General features: G+C 64.3%; 20 protein-coding genes. 15 read left to right on the top strand and 5 right to left on the bottom strand.

Annotated features, from left to right (window positions below; genetic code table 11):
- Positions 1-188 precede the first annotated feature (188 nt).
- The 4 genes from C4K40_RS27695 (at position 189) to C4K40_RS27680 (ending at position 4,488) form a co-directional block, all read left to right on the top strand.
- Complete coding sequence (locus C4K40_RS27695; protein ID WP_022641221.1) at positions 189-2,111, top strand: sigma-54-dependent Fis family transcriptional regulator; 1,923 nt, start codon at positions 189-191, stop codon at positions 2,109-2,111.
- Between the two features lie 118 nt (positions 2,112-2,229).
- Positions 2,230-3,579: a UDP-N-acetylmuramate:L-alanyl-gamma-D-glutamyl-meso-diaminopimelate ligase gene (gene mpl / locus C4K40_RS27690; RefSeq protein WP_022641220.1), complete on the top strand. Its 1,350-nt coding sequence runs from the start codon at positions 2,230-2,232 to the stop codon at positions 3,577-3,579.
- Entirely contained in the window at positions 3,576-4,208 is a 633-nt protein-coding gene (gene ubiX / locus C4K40_RS27685) for a flavin prenyltransferase UbiX (RefSeq protein ID WP_053134823.1), read from the top strand. Before mpl ends, ubiX begins: the two co-directional genes overlap by 4 nt.
- A complete protein-coding gene (locus C4K40_RS27680) occupies positions 4,201-4,488 on the top strand; it encodes a YceK/YidQ family lipoprotein (protein WP_053134820.1) in 288 nt (95 codons plus the stop codon). The genes ubiX and C4K40_RS27680 overlap by 8 nt, the downstream gene beginning before the upstream one ends.
- Before the next feature lie 7 nt (positions 4,489-4,495).
- On the opposite strand, the gene C4K40_RS27675 is transcribed toward C4K40_RS27680, so the two are convergent.
- From C4K40_RS27675 to C4K40_RS27665, 3 genes are all read right to left on the bottom strand, one after another.
- Positions 4,496-5,137, bottom strand: coding sequence for an oxidoreductase (locus C4K40_RS27675; protein WP_053134955.1), 642 nt, complete (start codon positions 5,135-5,137; stop codon positions 4,496-4,498).
- A gap of 28 nt (positions 5,138-5,165) precedes the next feature.
- The gene (locus C4K40_RS27670) at positions 5,166-6,884 is read right to left on the bottom strand and encodes a C13 family peptidase (RefSeq protein ID WP_053134818.1); all 1,719 of its coding nucleotides are present in this window, start codon (positions 6,882-6,884) and stop codon (positions 5,166-5,168) included.
- Positions 6,885-6,986: 102 nt separating this feature from the next.
- On the bottom strand, positions 6,987-7,442 hold the full coding sequence (locus tag C4K40_RS27665; RefSeq protein ID WP_022641215.1) for a MaoC family dehydratase: 456 nt from the start codon (positions 7,440-7,442) through the stop codon (positions 6,987-6,989).
- A gap of 178 nt (positions 7,443-7,620) precedes the next feature.
- Here C4K40_RS27665 and C4K40_RS27660 point away from each other — a divergent pair, with 178 nt between their 5' ends.
- From C4K40_RS27660 to C4K40_RS27650, 3 genes are read left to right on the top strand one after another with little or no spacing between them, the layout of a single operon-like run.
- Entirely contained in the window at positions 7,621-7,983 is a 363-nt protein-coding gene (locus tag C4K40_RS27660; protein WP_022641214.1) for a CidA/LrgA family protein, read from the top strand.
- Positions 7,980-8,696, top strand: a complete 717-nt coding sequence (locus tag C4K40_RS27655) for an LrgB family protein (RefSeq protein ID WP_053134815.1) — start codon at positions 7,980-7,982, stop codon at positions 8,694-8,696. Before C4K40_RS27660 ends, C4K40_RS27655 begins: the two co-directional genes overlap by 4 nt.
- A gap of 10 nt (positions 8,697-8,706) precedes the next feature.
- Positions 8,707-9,297: an LON peptidase substrate-binding domain-containing protein gene (locus C4K40_RS27650; RefSeq protein WP_022641212.1), complete on the top strand. Its 591-nt coding sequence runs from the start codon at positions 8,707-8,709 to the stop codon at positions 9,295-9,297.
- Between the two features lie 18 nt (positions 9,298-9,315).
- On the opposite strand, the gene C4K40_RS27645 is transcribed toward C4K40_RS27650, so the two are convergent.
- Together C4K40_RS27645 and C4K40_RS27640 are read right to left on the bottom strand one after the other, a co-directional pair.
- Positions 9,316-10,632: a bifunctional DedA family/phosphatase PAP2 family protein gene (locus tag C4K40_RS27645; protein ID WP_053134812.1), complete on the bottom strand. Its 1,317-nt coding sequence runs from the start codon at positions 10,630-10,632 to the stop codon at positions 9,316-9,318.
- Between the two features lie 39 nt (positions 10,633-10,671).
- Positions 10,672-11,358 (bottom strand): DNA-3-methyladenine glycosylase, encoded by a 687-nt coding sequence (locus C4K40_RS27640; protein ID WP_053134809.1) that lies wholly within the window; start codon positions 11,356-11,358, stop codon positions 10,672-10,674.
- Positions 11,359-11,523: 165 nt separating this feature from the next.
- On the opposite strand from C4K40_RS27640, the gene C4K40_RS27635 reads away from it, so the two are divergent.
- Genes C4K40_RS27635 through C4K40_RS27600 form a run of 8 tightly spaced genes read left to right on the top strand, consistent with a single transcriptional unit; the run spans position 11,524 to position 19,459 of the window.
- Complete coding sequence (locus C4K40_RS27635; protein WP_053134806.1) at positions 11,524-12,789, top strand: glutamate-5-semialdehyde dehydrogenase; 1,266 nt, start codon at positions 11,524-11,526, stop codon at positions 12,787-12,789.
- Positions 12,789-13,433 (top strand): nicotinate-nucleotide adenylyltransferase, encoded by a 645-nt coding sequence (nadD, locus tag C4K40_RS27630; protein WP_022641207.1) that lies wholly within the window; start codon positions 12,789-12,791, stop codon positions 13,431-13,433. Before C4K40_RS27635 ends, nadD begins: the two co-directional genes overlap by 1 nt.
- A gap of 60 nt (positions 13,434-13,493) precedes the next feature.
- Positions 13,494-13,916 (top strand): ribosome silencing factor, encoded by a 423-nt coding sequence (gene rsfS / locus C4K40_RS27625; protein ID WP_031320587.1) that lies wholly within the window; start codon positions 13,494-13,496, stop codon positions 13,914-13,916.
- Positions 13,917-13,925: 9 nt separating this feature from the next.
- Positions 13,926-14,393: a 23S rRNA (pseudouridine(1915)-N(3))-methyltransferase RlmH gene (gene rlmH / locus C4K40_RS27620; protein WP_053134799.1), complete on the top strand. Its 468-nt coding sequence runs from the start codon at positions 13,926-13,928 to the stop codon at positions 14,391-14,393.
- A gap of 12 nt (positions 14,394-14,405) precedes the next feature.
- Positions 14,406-16,301, top strand: coding sequence for a penicillin-binding protein 2 (mrdA, locus tag C4K40_RS27615; RefSeq protein ID WP_053134796.1), 1,896 nt, complete (start codon positions 14,406-14,408; stop codon positions 16,299-16,301).
- Between the two features lie 31 nt (positions 16,302-16,332).
- Positions 16,333-17,436, top strand: coding sequence for a rod shape-determining protein RodA (gene rodA / locus C4K40_RS27610; protein WP_053134952.1), 1,104 nt, complete (start codon positions 16,333-16,335; stop codon positions 17,434-17,436).
- A gap of 17 nt (positions 17,437-17,453) precedes the next feature.
- Entirely contained in the window at positions 17,454-18,464 is a 1,011-nt protein-coding gene (gene mltB / locus C4K40_RS27605; RefSeq protein ID WP_022641204.1) for a lytic murein transglycosylase B, read from the top strand.
- A complete protein-coding gene (locus tag C4K40_RS27600) occupies positions 18,464-19,459 on the top strand; it encodes a septal ring lytic transglycosylase RlpA family protein (protein ID WP_022641203.1) in 996 nt (331 codons plus the stop codon). Before mltB ends, C4K40_RS27600 begins: the two co-directional genes overlap by 1 nt.
- Positions 19,460-19,525 lie beyond the last annotated feature (66 nt).

Here is a 19,525-nt window from a genome sequence, read left to right as displayed (position 1 = left end):
CTGTGACTTGTGGGTCAAGCCGACGTTGCAATGCGGTCACGGCTGGAGGATGCTGATTCGCGTGTCGAATCCTGTCGGACAAATCCGCTGAATCCTCGGAGTTTTTGTCGGCTGGCAGCGATTCCCGAACTTTCGGCGGCTACAGGATGGCGCCCGCGCGTGACAGCACAGCAGGAGAACAATAAGAAATGCACAGCAGCAATCATCTGACCCGCCATGCCCAGCAAGTGCTGACGGTCGCCCGGGGCAAGGCCCATCTGCAGGGACCTGGCAGCGATCCATCCATCGCCCGTTCCTGGCTGCGCTGCCTGGAGGACTATCACCTCGACCCGGCACTGGCCATGGCGCCGACGGTGCTCGAGCACGGTCGCTTGCTGGAGAGCCGCGAACGCCTGCGCGATGTGCTGCAGATCGCCGGCACGGAAATGGCCAACCTGCACCAGCAGTTGTCCGGTGCCGGTCACGCGGTGCTGCTGACCGATGCCCGCGGGGTCATCCTCAACTGCATCACCGCTCCCAGCGAGCGCAAGATCTTCGAGCATGCCGGCCTGTGGCTCGGCGCCGACTGGAGCGAGGCCCGCGAGGGCACCAACGGCATCGGTACCTGCCTGGTGGAACGCCAGTCGCTGACCATCCATCAGGACGAGCATTTCCGTGGCCGGCACACCGGCCTGACCTGCTCCGCCAGCCCGGTGTTCGATCCCCATGGCGAGTTGCTGGCGGTACTGGACGTGTCTTCGGCCCGCCAGGATGTTTCCCGCCAGAGCCAGTTCCACACCATGGCCATGGTCAATCTCTCGGCGAAGATGATCGAGAGCTGTTACTTCCTGCGTTACTTCGAAAACCAGTGGTTGCTGCGCTTTCACTTGCAGGCCGAGTCGGTGGGGCTGTTCAGCGAGGGGCTGCTGGCGTTCGACGGCGAAGGGCGGATCTGCGCGGTGAACCAGAGTGCCCTGAACCTGCTGGGGCATATTCGCGGTGGCCTGCTGGGCAAGCCCGTGGAGAGTTTTTTCGATTGTTCCCTGGATGAGCTGTTCGCTCGCGCCAGCCTCAATGCCAGCGCCAGCTGGCCATTGCGAACCCGGGACGGACGGCGTTTGTTCGCCTTGTTGCGCGGTGCCCCGCAGCCCGTCACGCCACCCTTGTTGCGCGCGCCGCTGGAAGTGCTCCAGCCCCGCGCCCCGGGGATCTGCCTGGGGGACGCTGGCCTGCAGAACGATTTTCGCCGGGCTTCGCGGGTGTTCGAGCGTGATGTGCCGCTGCTGATCAATGGCGAGACCGGCTCCGGCAAGGAGGCGTTCGCCAAGGCCGTGCACCAGGGCAGCGTCCGGGCGGACAAGGCCTTTGTCGCCCTCAACTGCGCGGCGATTCCGGAAAGCCTGATCGAGAGCGAACTGTTCGGCTACCGCGGCGGCAGCTTCACCGGGGCGCGCAAGGAAGGCATGCGCGGCAAGCTGCAGCAGGCCGACGGCGGCACCTTGTTCCTGGATGAGATCGGCGACATGCCGCTGGCCTTGCAGACCCGCTTGCTGCGGGTCCTGGAGGATCGGCTGGTGGTGCCCATCGGCGGCGAGCCGCAACCGGTCAATGTGCGCATCATCAGTGCCACTCACCGCGACCTGCAGGAGCGGGTGCGCGATGGCAGCTTCCGTGAAGACTTGTACTACCGGCTCAATGGCCTGGAGATCGCCCTGCCGGCTTTGCGTGAACGCAGTGACAAATCCCAGTTGCTGGACTTCCTCCTGGCCGAAGAGGCGGGCACGCAGCCGGTGGGCCTGGACGAGCCTGCACGCCAGGCGCTGTTGGGCTATTCCTGGCCGGGCAACGTACGACAGCTGCGCAATGTGCTGCGGACCCTGGCGGCCTTGTGCGAAGACGGTCGGATCGGTGTCGACGACTTGCCGGCGATGATTCGCCAGGGCAGCCGCCTGGCCCCGGCGAGCGAAGCGCTCGAGGCGCAGCCGGAGCGCCCCCTGGACGACGCCGAGCGCCAGGCGCTGCTGGCGGCACTGGAGCAGCAGCGCTGGCACATGACCCATACCGCCGAGCAACTGGGGGTCAGTCGCAACACCTTGTATCGCAAGCTGCGCAAGCACGGCATTTCGCGCTGAGCCCAGGCACGTCCATCGCCAGCCGTGGCCCAGGCCGCGGCGGCATCTCCCCGTCAGCTAAAGGGTGCGATTTGCAGCCCTCTAGGCTACCCTGCGCCGATGTTTTATGAGGTCGACTATGCACATCCATATTCTCGGTATCTGCGGCACTTTCATGGGGTCGATGGCGGTTCTGGCCAAAGAACTCGGCCACCACGTCACCGGCTCCGACGCCAACGTCTATCCGCCGATGAGCACCCAGCTGCAAGCCCAGGGCATCGAGCTGACCCAGGGTTATGACCCGGCCCAGCTGGACCCGGCGCCGGACCTGGTGGTGATCGGCAACGCCATGTCCCGGGGCAACCCGGCGGTGGAATATGTGTTGAACAAGGGCTTGCCCTATGTGTCCGGCCCGCAGTGGCTGGCGGACCATGTGCTGCAAGGGCGTTGGGTCCTGGCGGTGGCCGGTACCCACGGCAAGACCACCACCAGCAGCATGCTGGCCTGGGTGCTGGAGCATGCCGGGATGAGCCCGGGCTTTTTGATCGGCGGCGTGCCGCAGAACTTCGCGGTTTCGGCGCGCCTGGGCGGTACGCCGTTCTTCGTGATCGAGGCCGATGAGTACGACAGCGCCTTCTTCGACAAGCGCTCGAAATTCGTCCATTACCGTCCGCGCACTGCCATCCTCAACAACCTCGAATTCGACCATGCGGATATCTTCCCGGACTTGGCGGCCATCGAGCGGCAGTTCCACCATCTGGTACGGACCATCCCCAGCGAAGGCCTGGTGATCCACCCCACCACCGAACCCGCCTTGCAGCGAGTGATCGAGATGGGCTGCTGGACTCCGGTACAGACTACCGGCGCCGGTGGTCAATGGCAGGTCAAGCTGCGCAGCGAAGACGGTTCGGCCTTCGAGGTGTTGTTCGAGGGTGTGAGCCAAGGCGTGGTCGAGTGGGAACTGACCGGCCAGCACAACGTCGCCAACGCCTTGGCGACCCTGGCCGCGGCCCGTCATGTGGGCGTGGTGCCGGCCATGGGCATCGCTGCGCTGAGTGCCTTCAAGAGCGTGAAGCGGCGCATGGAGAAAGTCGCCGAGGTGCAAGGGGTGACCATCTACGATGACTTCGCCCACCACCCGACCGCCATCGCCACCACCCTGGATGGCTTGCGCAAGCGCGTCGGCGAGGCGCCGGTGATCGCCATCATCGAGCCGCGCTCCAACTCCATGAAGCTCGGTGCCCACCGTGACGGCCTGCCGGAAAGCGTCAACCAGGCCGACCAGGTGATCTGGTACGCGCCGCCCAACCTGGGTTGGGACCTGGCGGCCACTGCGGCCCAGTGCACGGTACCCTCGATCGTCAGCGATTCGCTGGACGGTATCATCGAGCGAGTGAAGAGCCAGGCCAAGCCCGGGACCCAGGTGGTGATCATGAGCAACGGCGGCTTCGGCGGCCTGCACGGCAAGCTGGCCGAGGCGCTGCAATGAACAACGGCCCGGAACGCATCACCCTGGCCGTGACCGGGGCGTCCGGCGCCCAATATGGCCTGCGCCTGCTCGACTGCCTGGTCCGCGAGGACCGGGAAGTGCATTTCCTGATCTCCAAGGCCGCGCAGTTGGTGATGGCCACCGAGACCGACGTGACCTTGCCGGCCAAGCCGCAACTGATGCAGGCCTTCCTCACCGAATACACAGGGGCGGCGGCGGGGCAGATCCGGGTCTATGGCAAGGAAGACTGGATGTCGCCGGTGGCCTCTGGCTCCGGCTCGCCCGCGGCGATGGTGGTGGTGCCGTGTTCCACCGGCACGCTGTCGGCGATCGCCACCGGGGCCTGCAACAACCTGATCGAGCGGGCTGCGGACGTTACCCTCAAGGAGCGTCGGCAATTGATCCTGGTGCCGCGCGAGGCGCCGTACTCCAGTATTCACCTGGAGCACATGCTCAAGCTGTCGAACCTGGGCGTGACCATCCTGCCGGCGTCGCCGGGCTTCTATCACCAGCCGCAGACCATCGATGACCTGGTGGATTTCGTCGTGGCGCGGATTCTCAACCTGCTGAATATTCCCCAGGACATGCTGCCCCGCTGGGGCGAACATCACTTGAGCAGTGATGAGTAAAGCCCTGCTGATGTTGCTGGCCGCCCTGCAGTTGGGCGGCTGCGCCACGGCCCGTACCCTGGATGCGGCGAAGCCCGGGGCGCCGGTGGTATACGCCGGAACGCGCCTGGACTTGTATGCAATGCAGGGCGGTTGCTGCCCGGTGGATCGCTTCGGCGCCCAGGCTCCCGGTTACCCGGGGCTGGACCTGCCGGCCAGCGCCTTGCTCGATACCCTGCTGCTGCCGTTGTCAGTGCTGACGGCACTGGGGGTGGGGTTTCGCGCCACGGGCGGTTTGTAGCGCGAGATCATTTACCCAGTTTGCGCAGCTCGTCGGACTCCACCACCCGGGTGCCGCTTTGTTCTTCCAGGGCCAGGCGCCACATGGCTCGCGCTAGCTGGCAGGCCTCGATGCCGTGGTACTTGCCGGGAATCAGTCGCGACAGCGGACCGGCCAGTTGTTCGCCCAGGCGTGGTTCGACCCGGTCGCCCAGCAACAGGGAAGGTCGACAGATAGTCAGTTGCGGCCAACCCTGGCGCTTCAGGGCTTCTTCCATCTCGCCCTTGACCCGGTTGTAGAAGATCGACGACTTGGGGTCCGCGCCCAGGGCGCTGACCACTACCAGGTGCCGTGCGCCCATTTCCAGGGCGCGCTTGCCGAACGCTACGACCAGGTCCAGGTCGACGGCGCGGAAGGCCGCCTCGGAGCCGGCGCGCTTGATGGTGGTGCCCAGGCAGCAAAAGGCGATCTCCACCTTGCCGCTCAACTGGGGCAGGAGCACAGCAGGGTCGCCTACCGGGTTTTCCAGTCGCGGGTGCTGGCTCAGCGGGCGTCTGCTGGGGGCAAGGACGCGGCTGATGGTGGGCTCGCTGAGCAGGCGATCGAGCAGTTGCTCTCCGGTCAGGCCAGAGGCGCCGGCCAGCAGGATATGCTGAGGCGTCAGGTACATGGTCATTCCCCCTTGATACAGTTTCAGCTTAGTAGCTCTGCGCTTCCTTGTTGCTGATAGAGACACTCTGCAGCGCTTTTCGTGCCTGCTGCTTGCGCAGTTGCTGCCAGTGGGCGAGTACTCCCTTGGGCGCCCAGATTTGTGGTTCGGAGGGCTCGAAGTTTTCGGCCTGCTCACGTTCGGCCACGGTCGCCTTGGCCAGCAGGAAGGCGTGCTCCAGATCGTCGGTCTGGTTCAGGGCCTGGGCGAACAGCGCATCGCCGAAGTAGGTGAAGTCGGCTTCCTCGGAACAGCCGAAGGACACCCGGTCGGCCCGGGAGGCGGTCATGACCAGGGTTCGCTCATCCTTGAGGGCTGGAATGAAACCACCGGAATAGCAGGCCGAGATGACGACGATCTTGTCGCGATTCTTCAGCGGTGCCAGGGCGCTGGCCAGCTCGTCGGCAGGCAGGTCCGCCAGCTCCAGGCGTGGTTGGTCCAGGACCAGCTCATGTTCGCTGGTGCCGTGGCTGGTGAGGTAGATGAACACCAGGTCCTCGGGGCCGCTGCGTTCGGCCAGGACCTGGGCGGCACGGCGCAGGTTTTCCCTGGTAGCCATGGGGCGGGTCATCATCTGGTCGCGGTGGTTGACCAGGCGAACCTGGCCCAGGGCGCCGAAGCGGCTGGTGAGCATGTTGCTGACGTAGTCGGCCTCGCGCAGGAATACGCTCTGCTTGCCATCGCCGGCGAGCGTCAGGCTGTAGAGCTCGATGGCCGGGGTGGAGGCGGGCACGGCATCGAGGGCCTCCTGAAGCAAGCGGCCCTGGGCCAGCAGGGCGCCTTCAAGCGGGTCGGGGAGCAGTTTGCCCTCGGCGTCGCGAACTCGCAGGCCGTTGTTCCAGGTCCCGCTTTGCACGCTGCCGTCCCGCAGTACCAGTACCCCGCGGCCCTGGTAGTTGTCGCTGTCGAAGCCACCGATGTAGAAGCTGCCGTCAGTGAGGTTCAGGCGGCCTTCGCCGCTGAAGCGCCAGTCGCTGAAGGTGCCGATGTAATGGCTGCCGTCGGCGCCGATCAGCTCGCCCTTGCCGCCCAGGGCGCCCTCCTTGAACTGGCCGATCCAGACATCGCCATCGGAGTTTTCGTAGCGGCCCTTGCCGTTGAGCTGGTTGTGCTTGAAGCCACCGACGTAGATATCGCCTTCGGCGCTGTTGAAGGTGCCATTGCCCTCCAGTTGACCATCGACGAAGTGGCCGCTGAACTGGTTGCCGCTGGAGTCGCTGCGCTGGCCCTCGCCATTGGGTTTGCCCTTGGCGAACTGACCCTGGTACTGGCTGCCGTCCTCGAGCTCCAGGCGGCCCAGGCCCGAGTACAGGTCGGCCTTGAACTCGCCCCGGTAGGTCATGCCGTCTTCCTTGAGGGTGCCTTCGCCATCCCGGCGCCCCAGCTTGAAGCCGCCATTGTAGTTGCTGTCCTTGGTGGTCAGGGTGCCCTGGCCGTGGAACAGCCCCTGCTGGAACTGGCCGCGATAGACCTCGCCATTGCTGCCGTGCCATTCGCCCTGGCCGTGCCATTGGCCCTTGTCGAACTGGCCGGCGTACCAGCTGCCGTTGGGATAGTCGATGCGCCCCTGGCCCTGCAGCAGGCCGTCCACCAGGTCGCCCCGGTAGCGGCCGCCATCCGGTAGGCGGGCATCGGGCGGCAACAGCGATTCGCCGTCACCGCAAGCGCTGAGCAGGAGGGTCATGACCAGGGGTACAAGTGGGCGCATAACGGGTTCCGGATGATTAGGGGGCCGAGTATGCCGTAGCGGTATGCCTTGTATATAGAGAGACCGAGCGAAACAGCGTGAGCTGTTTCGCATCGAGAGGCATCAGACAAAGCAGAGCGACAGGGGCTCGGCGATGTAGGCGGGTTTTTCCTGGCCTTCGATCTCCAGGGTGGCGGTGACCTTGAGCAGCCATTGGCCGGGTTTCTTCTCGGTGACGTCGGTCAGGTCGACCTTGAGTCGCACCTGGGAGTTGACCGCCACCGGCTGGATGAAGCGCACGCTGTCCAGGCCATAGTTGACCGCCATCTTCAGGCCCTTGGGCAGCACCAGGATGTCTTCCATCAGCTTGGGGATCAGCGACAGGGTCAGGAACCCATGGGCGATGGTGCCGCCGAACGGAGTCTGTGCGGCCTTGACCGGGTCCACGTGGATGAACTGGAAGTCACCGGTGGCCTCGGCAAACAGGTTGATACGCTCCTGGTCGATGGTGAGCCATGCGGAACGTCCCAGTTCCTTCCCAACATAGTCCTTGAGCTCTGCAGCAGGAACATAGGGCATTGACACTCTCCTTGGTTTCAACGGTTTTAGTGATCGATAGGGTGTTTTTCGATCCGGAATCACCACTGTAGATCATCATGGCGATCCGGCCCGGGTAAACGTCCATGCTTTTGGCGAATGCCGGTTCATAGCGCCTGCGTGTTTATAATGCGCCACGGTATCTGGCTGGAGAGGCGGTATGTTGCTACGGGGTTTGACATGGCTGGTGCTGTTCCAGCTGCTCGGGACGGCGCTCAATCACTTGCTGTTGCCCGTGCTTCCCGGTCCGATCATCGGCCTGTTGCTGCTCCTGGTGTTCCTGATCATCCGCGGTGAGGTGGGCGAGCCCTTGAGCCAGGCCGCCGGTAGCCTGTTGCGCTACCTGCCGCTGCTGCTGGTGCCGCCCGCCGTTGGGGTGATGGTCTATGCCCGGGATATCGCCGCGGACTTCTGGGCCATCGTCGGGGCACTGGTCTTGTCGCTGGTGCTGTCCATGGCCTTCGCCGGTGTGCTGATGCAGCGCCTGGTCAAGCGCCAGGCGCGTCGGGAGGATGGCCAATGACCTTCGACTGGCAGGGGGCCTGGGCGGCGGTGATCCACCATCCGCTGTTCGGCATCGGCATCACCCTGGGGGCCTATCAACTGGTGCTGGCGGCCTTCGAGAAGACCCGCTGGATATTCCTGCAACCGGTGCTGGTGTCCATGCTGCTGGTGATCGGTGTCCTGGTCGGTTGTGGCCTGAGCTACACCGAGTATCGCAAGAGCACCGAGATCCTGAGCATCCTGCTGGGACCGGCCACCGTGGCCCTGGCGGTGCCGCTGTATCTCAACCTGCGACGCATCCGCCAATTGTTCTGGCCGATCTTTACTACGCTGGTGTTGGGCGGAGTCCTGGCCACCAGCCTGGGAGTGCTGCTGGGCTGGTGGTTCGGTGCCGAGCACATGATCCTCATGACCATGGCGCCCAAGTCGGTGACGTCACCGATCGCCATGCTGGTGGCCGAGCAGATCGGCGGCGTGGCGGCGCTGGCGGCGGTATTCGTGCTGATCACTGGGGTGCTGGGGGCGATCTTCGGCCCGGCGCTGCTGGATCGCCTGGGGGTCGAGGCGCCGGAGGCGCGGGGCATGGCCCTGGGCATGACGGCCCATGCGGTGGGCACTTCGGTGGCCCTGCAGGAAAGCGAGGAGTGTGGCGCCTTCGCGGCGCTGGCGATGAGTCTGATGGGCGTGGCCACGGCGGTCCTGCTGCCGCTGGCGGTGTCGTTGCTGGTTTGAGGATGGTGGCATGAGTCTGGCGTTGTTCCCCCTGAATACCGTGTTGTTTCCCGAGTGCATCCTCGACCTGCAGATCTTCGAGGCGCGCTACCTGGACATGATCGGTCGCTGTATGAAGCAGGGCAGCGGTTTCGGTGTGGTGTGCATCCTGGAGGGCGAGGAGACCGGCCTTGCGCCCCAGGGCTATGCCCGGGTGGGCTGCGAGGCGCTGATCACCGACTTCCACCAGCAGGACAACGGCCTGCTGGGAATCCGGGTCAAGGGCGGGCGGCGCTTTCGCGTACTGGACAGCGAGGTGCAGAAGGACCAGCTGACGGTGGCCCGGGTGCAATGGCTGGAGGAGGCGACGGAGCAGCCGCTGCGGGACGACGATGCCGACTTGGTGGCGCTGCTCAAGGCCTTGGCCGAACACCCCATGGTCGAGGCCCTGGAAATGGGGGCCGAGGCGGCCGGACAACTGTCCCTGGGCAATCAGCTGGCCTATCTGCTGCCCTTTACCGAGCTGGACAAGATCGACCTGCTGCAATTGGACGATCCGCAGCAGCGTCTGGATGCGATCCAGCAGTTGCTGGACGAGCTGCAGGGCGAGCTCTTCGCCTGAGCCGCCGCGCAGCCCGCCTCAATAGGCGTAGCGCAGCAGCGCCTGTGGCAGGTGCCGCATCGACATGAAGGCACACAGCAGGACCATCACCGGCAGTACCAGCCACCAGGCCTTGGCCGGCATCGGCTTGAGCGGGGCCTGCCACTGGCAAAGGGTCAGGCTCGCAGCACAGACGCAGGTCGCCAGCATGGCTCCGGCGAGAATGTCGGTAGGCCAGTGGGCTCCCAGGTAGACCCGCGACATCGCGATCGACAGCGCCGGCAGGCAGCCCAGTAGCAGCCATGTCAGGCGCATCCGCGGCGGTTGGCCACGCCCGGCCAGTACGGCCAGGGTCAGGAACAGCGCGAAGGATCCGGAGGAATGCCCGCTGGGCATGCTGAAGCTGGTCAGCGGCTCGGTCAGCACCTCGGGACGCACTCGGGCGAAGAACCATTTGCTGGCGGTATTGGCCAGCGCGGTGCACAGCAGCGTGGCGCCGGCGAATACCGCCTGGCGCCACTGGCGCAGCAGCACCAGCAGCAGGGTCAGGACTGCGCTGATGACGAACATGGCGCGGAACTCACCGATCTGGGTGACCATCACCATGACCTTGTCCAGCGCCGGGTCACGATGTTCCTGTACCAGGGCGATCAGTCCCTGGTCGAACTGGGCCAGGTGGGGATAGCCGATGAACAGCCCGATCAGCAAGGCCAGGCCCAGGCCGGACATCAGCAGGGTTGCCCGGCGGTGGCGGCGCAGGCTGCTGTTGACGCTCAGCCCGATCAACACTGCGAGGCTGCCGATGACTACCCCGGCCTGGGGCCAGAAACCCTCGGGCAGCGGCAGGCGAATGGCCGCGCCAGTGGCCCAGCCCGGCAACAGGTAGGCCACCGACCAACCCGCCGCGGCCAGCAGGCTGACGGCGAAGAAACGCGGGAACGGCATGTCGAACATGCCCGCCACCATCGGCAGCATCGGGCGCAGGGGGCCGATGAAGCGTCCTACCAACAGGCTGGCGATGCCATAGCGCTGGAAGTAGGCCTCGGCGCCATTGATCCATTCAGGATGCTGGCGCAAGCCCGGCAGGCGCCGGATGCTCTGGTGGAAGCGCCGGCCCAAAAGGTAGGAGATCACATCGCCGAGGATCCCGGCGGTAAAGCCCAGCACTAAGGTCTCGCCCAGCGACAGGGCACCGTTGCCGGCTAGTACGGCAATGGCGAACAGCAGCACCGTACCGGGGACGATCAGGCCGGCGATGGCCAGGCATTCCACGAAGGCGACGATGAATACCGCGGCGGCCAGCCACTGCGGATTGGTGCTCAGCCAGGCGGTCACGCTGTCGAGCCATGGGCCCATAGGTTCAACTCCATTTCAGTGTCAGGCAGGGCCGGTGGATCAGCCGAGGATGAGGTAGTCGCGGCCTTCGACCTGGCCTCGGCGCAGTGGGTTCCGAGTGCAGCAGGGGGCGTAGGCGGCATCGACGAAGCGATACATCAGGTGTTCGTCGCGCCCGTGAGGAATGCCCAGGCGGGTGGTCTGGATGATCTTGGGCACGGCGTTGCCGGCGTCTTCGACAAAAAGGATTTCGTGATCGAAGCGTTTCGCGTCCCAGACCGGGACTTTCAGGCCCAGGGCCTTGCATAGCAAGGTCTGGCCGGCGCAGAGCTTTTGCGCGGGGCGAGGCTGGCCGCTGGCATCCGGGTTGTTCAGTTGCATCTGTTGCAGGCTGGCAGGGCCTGAAACCTCGTCGACCCAGGGATAGGCGGACTTGATCAGCACCGCGTTGCCGGGGCCCTGGGCGCTGAAGTTCAGCGAGTCACCGCCCCGGGCGTAATACATATAGATGTGGCCACCATCCAGAAACAACGCCTTACGTTTTTCCGTGAAGCCGAGGGAGGCATGGCTGCCTTTTTCCTCGCAGTAATAGGCTTCAGTCTCGATAATGCGCGCTGACAGCCACAGGTCCCCGACTTTGTGGCGGATCACCTTGCCCAGCAGTTCACGGGCCAGGAGCTGAGCATCACGGTCGAAAAAGCTGTCAGGCAGGGCTTTGTGCAGTTTCGCAGAGGTCAGGATGGACATGATGGTGAAGGGTAATGGCCAGGAAAGTGCCGGAATGATAACAACTTCAGGCTTAATTCAGGCTGAACCAGCAGTATTTCGACCATCCGCCCGTGACCGCTGTCCGTGGGCCGGCGCGACAGCTATAATCAGCCGCTTTCCTCTTTGCCAAGACCACACCAGACCATGACTGAGTCCGTTCTTGACTACATGACCCGTTTGGGTCGCGCTGCCCGCCAAGCTTCCCGGGTGATCGCCCGCGCCACCACCGTGCAGAAGAACCGCGCGCTGCTGGCGGCTGCCGATGCGCTGGACGCTGCGCGACCGGAACTGACCGCGGCCAACGAGCAGGACCTGGCCAGCGGCCGGGCCAATGGTCTGGAACCGGCCCTGCTGGATCGCCTGGCACTGACCCCCGCCCGTATCGACGAGATGATCGAAGGCCTGCGTCAGGTGGCCAAGCTGCCTGACCCCATCGGTGAAATCCGCGATATGCGCTACCTGCCCTCGGGCATCCAGGTGGGCAAGATGCGGGTGCCCCTGGGCGTGATCGGCATCATCTACGAGTCGCGTCCCAACGTGACCATCGACGCCGCGGCCCTGTGCCTCAAGTCCGGCAACGCCACCATCCTGCGTGGCGGTTCCGAGGCCATTCATTCCAACCGCGCCATCGCCGCTTGCATCCAGCAAGGGTTGGCGGCGGCCGACCTGCCGGCCCACGTGGTGCAAGTGGTGGAGACCACCGACCGCGCCGCGGTGGGCGCGTTGATCACCATGCCCGAGTTCGTCGACGTGATCGTGCCCCGTGGCGGCAAGAGCCTGATCGAGCGGGTCAGCCGTGATGCCCGGGTGCCGGTGATCAAGCACCTGGATGGCGTCTGCCACGTATTCATCGATGTCGCCGCGGACCTGGACAAGGCCATCCGCATCGCCGACAACGCCAAGACCCAGCGCTATGCCCCGTGCAACACCATGGAGACCCTGCTGGTCCATGCCGGTATCGCCGGGCGCGTACTGCCGCCGCTGGCCGCGATCTATCGCGACAAGGGTGTCGAGTTGCGGGGTTGCGAGCAGACCCGGGCGATCCTCGGGACCGATGTGCTGGAGGCCAGCGAAGAAGACTGGCGTACCGAGTACACCGCGCCGATCCTCTCGATCCGCGTGGTTGACGGCCTGGAGCAGGCCATCGAACACATCAATGCCTACGGCTCGCACCATACCGACTCCATCGTCACCGAGAACTTCAGTGACGCCCGGCGCTTCCTCAACGAAGTGGATTCCAGCTCGGTCATGGTCAATGCCTCGACGCGCTTCGCCGACGGTTTCGAATACGGCCTGGGCGCGGAGATCGGCATCTCCACCGACAAGCTGCACGCCCGTGGGCCGGTAGGCCTGGAAGGCCTGACCAGCGAGAAGTACGTGGTCTTCGGCGACGGTCACGTGCGTACTTGATGGGCAAACGTATCGGCCTGCTGGGCGGCACCTTCGATCCAGTGCATATCGGCCACCTGCGTGGCGCACTGGAAGTGGCCGAATCCATGCGACTCGACGAGCTGCGCCTGACACCCAGTGCCAGGCCGCCTCATCGGGATACACCGCAGGTGTCGGCGCTCGATCGTCTGGCGATGGTCGAGCGTGCGGTGGCGGGCGTTTCACCCCTGGTGGTGGACGACCGTGAGCTGAAACGGGACAAACCGTCCTACACCATAGACACCCTGGAGCAGATGCGCGCCGAACTGGCCGCGGACGACCAGTTGTTCCTGCTGTTGGGCTGGGACGCTTTTTGCGGCCTGCCCACCTGGCATCGCTGGGAAGAACTGCTCCAGCACTGCCACATCCTGGTGCTGCAACGCCCGGATGCCGACAGTGAGCCACCGGATGCCCTGCGCAACCTGCTGGCGGCCCGCTCGGTGAGCGATCCGCTGGCCCTGCAAGGGCCGGGGGGACACATTGCATTCGTCTGGCAGACACCGCTCGCGGTGTCTGCCACCCAGATCCGTCAACTGCTGGCCAGCGGTAAGTCGGTACGTTTCCTGGTGCCTGACGCGGTCCTGGCCTATATCGATGCTCACGGACTGTACCGTGTGCCGAACTGAAGGAAGGCTGCCGGCCCATGCCGTGCGGCGTTCCATACATACGAGCTGAACGAGTTTTATATGACTAACCAAGTAATGAAAGGCGAAGATCTGGTCAAGGTGGCTGTCGCCGCGCTGGAAGACGTCAAGGCCCAGGACATCCTGGTGATCGATGTGCGCGACAAGCAGAGCATCACCGACTACATGGTGATCGCCACCGGTACCTCCAACCGCCAGATCGGCGCGATGCTGGAAAAGGTCCGCGAGATGGTCAAGGCCCAGGGCGTGCGTCCGCTGGGTGAAGAAGGCAAGGGCGACAGCGACTGGGTGCTGCTGGACCTGGACGAAGTGATCGTCCACATGATGACCGCCTCGGCCCGCCAGTTCTACGACCTGGAGCGCCTGTGGCAGGGCGCCGAGCAGAGCCGCGCGGCCGATGGCAAGCACCACAGCCCGGAAAACACCCACGAGCATTTCGCCAAGCTCAACAAAGACCAGCAATAAGGGACGGCTGTGCGCCTGCGTCTGATCGCTGTCGGTTCACGCATGCCCAAGTGGGTGGAAGAGGGTTGGCATGAGTATGCCAAGCGTCTGCCATCCGAGCTGGCGCTGGAACTGGTGGAAATACCGCTCAACACCCGGGGCAAGAATGCCGACGTGGCCCGCTTCATCCGTCAGGAGGGCGAGGTCATGCTGGCCAAGGTCGGGCATAACGAACGCATCGTGACCCTCGAGGTCCACGGCAAGCCCTGGAGCACCGAGCAGTTGGCGGTGGAGCTGGACCGCTGGCGCCTGGACTCGCGTACCGTGAACTTCATGGTCGGCGGCCCGGAAGGGTTGGCGCCGGAAGTCTGCGCGCGGGCGGACCAACGCTGGTCTCTGTCGCCCCTGACCTTGCCGCACCCGTTGGTGCGGATCCTCATCGGCGAACAGCTGTATCGCGCCTGGACCGTGCTGTCCGGCCACCCTTACCACAAGTAGCCTGCGCCCCCCATGTCCCAGCCGATCCGTATCAAGGACCATGAAAAAGACGCCCGCCTGGTGCGTAACCGGGTGGTGTTCGGCGCCATCCTGGTGGTCAGCCTGATCGGCGTGCTGATCGCCCGGCTGTATTACCTGCAGGTGATCCAGTACGAGATTCACTCCACGCTTTCGGAGAGCAACCGGGTTCACGTCCAGTCCATCCCTCCGAGCCGGGGCTTGATCTACGACCGTAATGGCGTGGTGGTGGCCGACAACCGGCCCAGCTTCAGCCTGAGCATGACCCGCGAGCGCTCCGGCGACTGGCGGCAGGTTCTCGACGTGATAGTCGAGGTGCTGGAACTGACGCCGGAAGACCGGGTGCTGTTCGAGAAGCGGGTCAAGCAGGGGCGGCGGGCGTTCGAGCCGGTGCCGATCCTGTTCGAGTTGACGGAAGAGCAGATCGCTCGTATCGCGGTGAACCAGTTCCGCCTGCCTGGCGTGGAGGTGGTGGCCCAGTTGGTCCGGCATTATCCCCAGGGTGCGCATTTCGCCCACTCCGTAGGTTATGTGGGACGGATCAACGAAAAAGAACAGAAGTCCCTGGATCGGGTGAACTACAGCGGCACCCACCACATCGGCAAGACTGGCATCGAACGCTTCTACGAGGACGACCTGCATGGCCAGGTGGGCTACGAGGAAGTCGAGACCAATGCCCGTGGCCGTGTGCTGCGGGTGCTCAAGCGCACCGACCCGATTCCCGGCAAGGACATCATCCTGAGCCTGGATATCAAGCTGCAGGAGGCTGCGGAGGCGGCCCTGGGCGGTCGGCGCGGCGCGGTGGTGGCCCTGGACCCCAACACCGGCGAAGTGTTGGCAATGGTCAGCCAGCCGAGTTTCGATCCCAACCTGTTCGTCACCGGGATCAGTTTCAAGGCTTACGCCGAGCTGCGTGATTCCATCGACCGGCCACTGTTCAACCGAGTGTTGCGCGGGTTGTATCCACCGGGTTCGACCATCAAGCCGGCGGTAGCCATTGCCGGGCTCGACGCGGGAGTGGTGACGGCCACGAGCCGGGTCTACGACCCGGGCTACTACCAGTTGCCCAACTATGACCACAAGTACCGCAACTGGAACCGCACCGGCGACGGTTACGTCGATCTGGACACGGCGATCATGCGGTCCAACGATACCTATTTCTATGATCTGGCCCACAAGCTGGGGATCGACCGGCTCTCGGCCTACATGGGCAAGTTCGGCATCGGCCAGAAGGTTTCCCTGGATATGTTCGAGGAGTCGCCAGGGCTGATGCCGACCCGTGAGTGGAAGCGTGCGACCCGGCGCCAGGCTTGGTTCCCGGGGGAAACCCTGATCCTCGGGATCGGCCAGGGCTATATGCAATCGACGCCCCTGCAACTGGCCCAGGCCACGGCCCTGGTGGCCAGCAAGGGGCGCTGGAACCGGCCGCACCTGGCCAAGAGCATCGAAGGCGCACGGCCGGTGGACCACAACCCGATGCCGGACATCGTGCTGCGTGATCCGGCGGACTGGATGCGGGTCAACCACGGTATGCAGCAGGTGATGCACGGCCCCCGGGGTACTGCGCGCAAGGCGGCGGTCGGCTCGCCCTACCGGATTGCCGGCAAAAGTGGCACCGCCCAGGTGGTGGCGATCAAGCAGGGTGAAAAATACGACCGCTCCAAGGTACAGGAGCGCCATCGCGACCATGCCTTGTTCGTTGGTTTTGCCCCGGCCGAGAACCCCAAGATAGTGGTGTCGGTGATGGTGGAGAACGGTGAGTCGGGCTCCGGCGTTGCCGCCCCTGTAGTGCGCCAGGTCATGGATGCCTGGCTCCTGGGCCCGGATGGCCAGCTCAAGCCAGAGTTCGCCAGCCCTACCATTACGGAGGCTACGGCCCGTGAAGAGTAATTTCGACCGCATTCTCTCCAGCGAGGACGTGATGCGGCGTCGGGCGACGCTATTGCAGCGCCTGCATATCGATGGTCCCCTGCTGATCCTGCTGCTGACCCTGGCGGCCGGCAGCCTGTTCGTCCTGTATTCGGCCAGTGGCAAGAGCTGGGACCTATTGGCCAAGCAGGCCACTTCGTTCGGCATCGGCCTGGTGTCGATGATCGTCATTGCCCAGCTCGAGCCGCGCTTCATGGCCCGCTGGGTGCCGCTTGGTTATGTGTTCGGCGTGGTTTTGCTGGTGGTAGTGGACGTGATGGGCCACAACGCCATGGGCGCGACCCGCTGGATCAACGTCCCCGGGGTGATCCGCTTCCAGCCCTCGGAGTTCATGAAGATCATCATGCCGGCGACCATCGCCTGGTACTTGTCCAAGCGCACCTTGCCGCCGCACCTCAAGCATGTGGGTATCAGCCTGGTACTGATCGGTATTCCATTCATGCTGATCGTGCGCCAGCCGGACCTGGGCACTGCCCTGCTGATCCTGGCCGGCGGCACCTTCGTGCTGTTCATGGGCGGGTTGCGCTGGCGCTGGATCATCAGTGTGCTGGCGGCGGCTGTGCCGGTGGCGGTGGCCATGTGGATGTTCATCATGCATGACTACCAGAAGCAGCGGATCCTGACGTTCCTCGATCCGGAAAGCGACCCCTTGGGGACCGGCTGGAACATCATCCAGTCCAAGGCCGCCATCGGCTCCGGCGGGGTGTTCGGCAAGGGCTGGCTGCTGGGTACCCAATCGCACCTGGACTTTTTGCCGGAAAGTCACACCGACTTCATCATCGCGGTCATGGGCGAGGAGTTCGGCCTGGTGGGCATCTGCGCGCTGCTGCTGATCTACCTCTTGTTGATCGGGCGCGGGCTGGTGATCACGGCCCAGGCCCAGACGCTGTTCGGCAAGTTGCTGGCAGGCAGCCTGACCATGACGTTTTTTGTTTACGTTTTCGTCAACATCGGTATGGTCAGTGGCTTGTTGCCGGTGGTGGGTGTGCCGTTGCCCTTCATTAGCTACGGAGGAACTTCGCTGGTGACGCTACTGTCAGCGTTTGGGGTTTTGATGTCGATCCATACCCATCGCAAGTGGATCGCGCAGGTTTGAATAAGGTGAACAACTCAATGCAAGTAATGCGTGGCTGGGCCGCTCGGTACGCTCCATGGGTCGGTCTGGCGAGCATCCTGGGGGCCGTGGAGCCTGCTTCGGCTGGTGCCTACGAAGGCTCGCCCCAGGTCGCCGAATTTGTCGGGGAAATGACCCGGGACTACGGTTTCGCCGGAGAACAGCTGATGGGCGTGTTCCGCGAAGCCGAGCGCAAGCAGGCGATCCTCGATGCCATTTCGCGGCCTGCCGAGCGGGTCAAGCAATGGAAGGAATATCGCCCGATGTTCATCACCGATGCGCGTATCGCTCGTGGTGTGGACTTCTGGCGCCAGCACGAGGCGGTCCTGGCCCGTGCCGAGCAGGAATATGGGGTCCCGGCCCAGGTCATCGTGTCGATCATCGGCGTGGAGACCTTTTTTGGCCGCAATACCGGCAATTACCGGGTGATCGACGCGCTTTCCACCTTGGGCTTCGATTATCCGCCGCGTGCCGAATTCTTCCGCAAGGAGCTGCGCGAGTTCCTGTTGCTGGCCCGTGAAGAGCAGCTCGATCCCCTGAGCCTCAAGGGCTCCTATGCCGGAGCTATGGGGCTGCCGCAGTTCATGCCCAGCAGCTTCCGCGCCTACGCCGTGGACTTCGACGGCGATGGGCACATCAATATCTGGACCAATCCGGACGATGCCATCGGCAGCGTCGCCAGTTACTTCAAACGCCATGGCTGGGTAGCTGGCGAGCCGGTGGTCAGCCGTGCCGATGTGCGCGGGGACCGGGTGGACGAGGGGCTGACCAGCGGTATCGAGCCGACCAAGACCGTCGGGGAGTTGCGAGCCCTGGGCTGGTCGAGTCATGATGCGCTGCGCGACGATATGCCGGTTACCGCTTTCCGCCTGGAAGGTGATAACGGTCCGGAATACTGGATGGGGCTGAAGAACTTCTACGCGATCACTCGTTATAACCGCAGCGTGATGTATGCCATGGCCGTACATCAGCTGTCTGAACAGCTGGTCCAAGCACGGGGCGTCAAGTAATGCTGGCAATGCCAATCCGCAACCCCTTGAAGCTGCTGGCTTTTGCCGCGTTGGCGCTGTCGCTGGCCAGTTGCTCGACGAGCCGCTCGCCGCAGCCAAAGTCCTCCAATGCCGTGCGTTCGATGCCGGGCCTGGATGTCAACCGCGCCCACAAGGATGGCGCGCCCTGGTGGGATGTCGACGTATCGCGCATTCCCGATGCGACGCCGACCCTGCATACCGGTCCGTACAAGGCCAACCCTTATACGGTGCTGGGCAAGACCTACTTTCCCATCCAGGAATCCAGGAACTACGTGGCTTCGGGCACGGCTTCCTGGTACGGCACCAAGTTCCATGGCCAGAACACCGCCAATGGCGAGGTCTATGATCTGTACGGCATGAGTGCCGCACACAAGACCCTGCCGTTGCCCAGCTATGTGCGGGTGACCAACCTGGACAACAACCGCAGCGTGATCCTGCGGGTCAACGATCGTGGTCCGTTCTACTCCGACCGGATCATCGACCTGTCCTATGCCGCGGCGAAGAAGCTCGGTTATGCCGAAACCGGTACCGCCCGGGTCAAGGTCGAGGGCATCGATCCTCAGCAATGGTGGGCCCAGCGTGGCCGTCCGGCGCCTTTGATGCTCAATGAGCCGCAAGTGGCGCAGAATAGCGCGCCGGTGGTCACCAGCTCGGCCGGTACCGTCGAGCAGTGGACGCCTCCGCCGCAGCAGCATGCGGCCGCCGTGGTCCCGGTGCAGGTCAAGAACACCGCAGCCTCCGGCCAGTACCTGCAGGTGGGCGCCTTCGCCAACCCGGACGCTGCCGAACTGTTGAGGTCGAAACTGAGCTCGATGGTGAGCGCTCCGGTGTTCATCAGTTCCATCGTACGCAATCAGCAGACGCTGCATCGGGTACGCCTTGGGCCGTTCGGTTCGCCGGACGAAACCCAGCAAGCGCAGAACAGCGTGCGTCTGGCCAACCTGGGCCAGGCCAGCGTGGTCACTGCGGAATAGCGACATCGAGATTGAGGGTCCGCTTGCGACATCGGGGGGCGGATCCGGGTTGTTGGCTCGCCGAAC

It is taken from the genome of Pseudomonas sp. CMR5c (assembly GCF_003850545.1).
Lineage (GTDB): Bacteria > Pseudomonadota > Gammaproteobacteria > Pseudomonadales > Pseudomonadaceae > Aquipseudomonas > Aquipseudomonas piscis.
The sequence above is the reverse complement of the archived record's forward strand: the minus strand, read 5'-3'. Positions and strand labels throughout refer to the sequence as shown.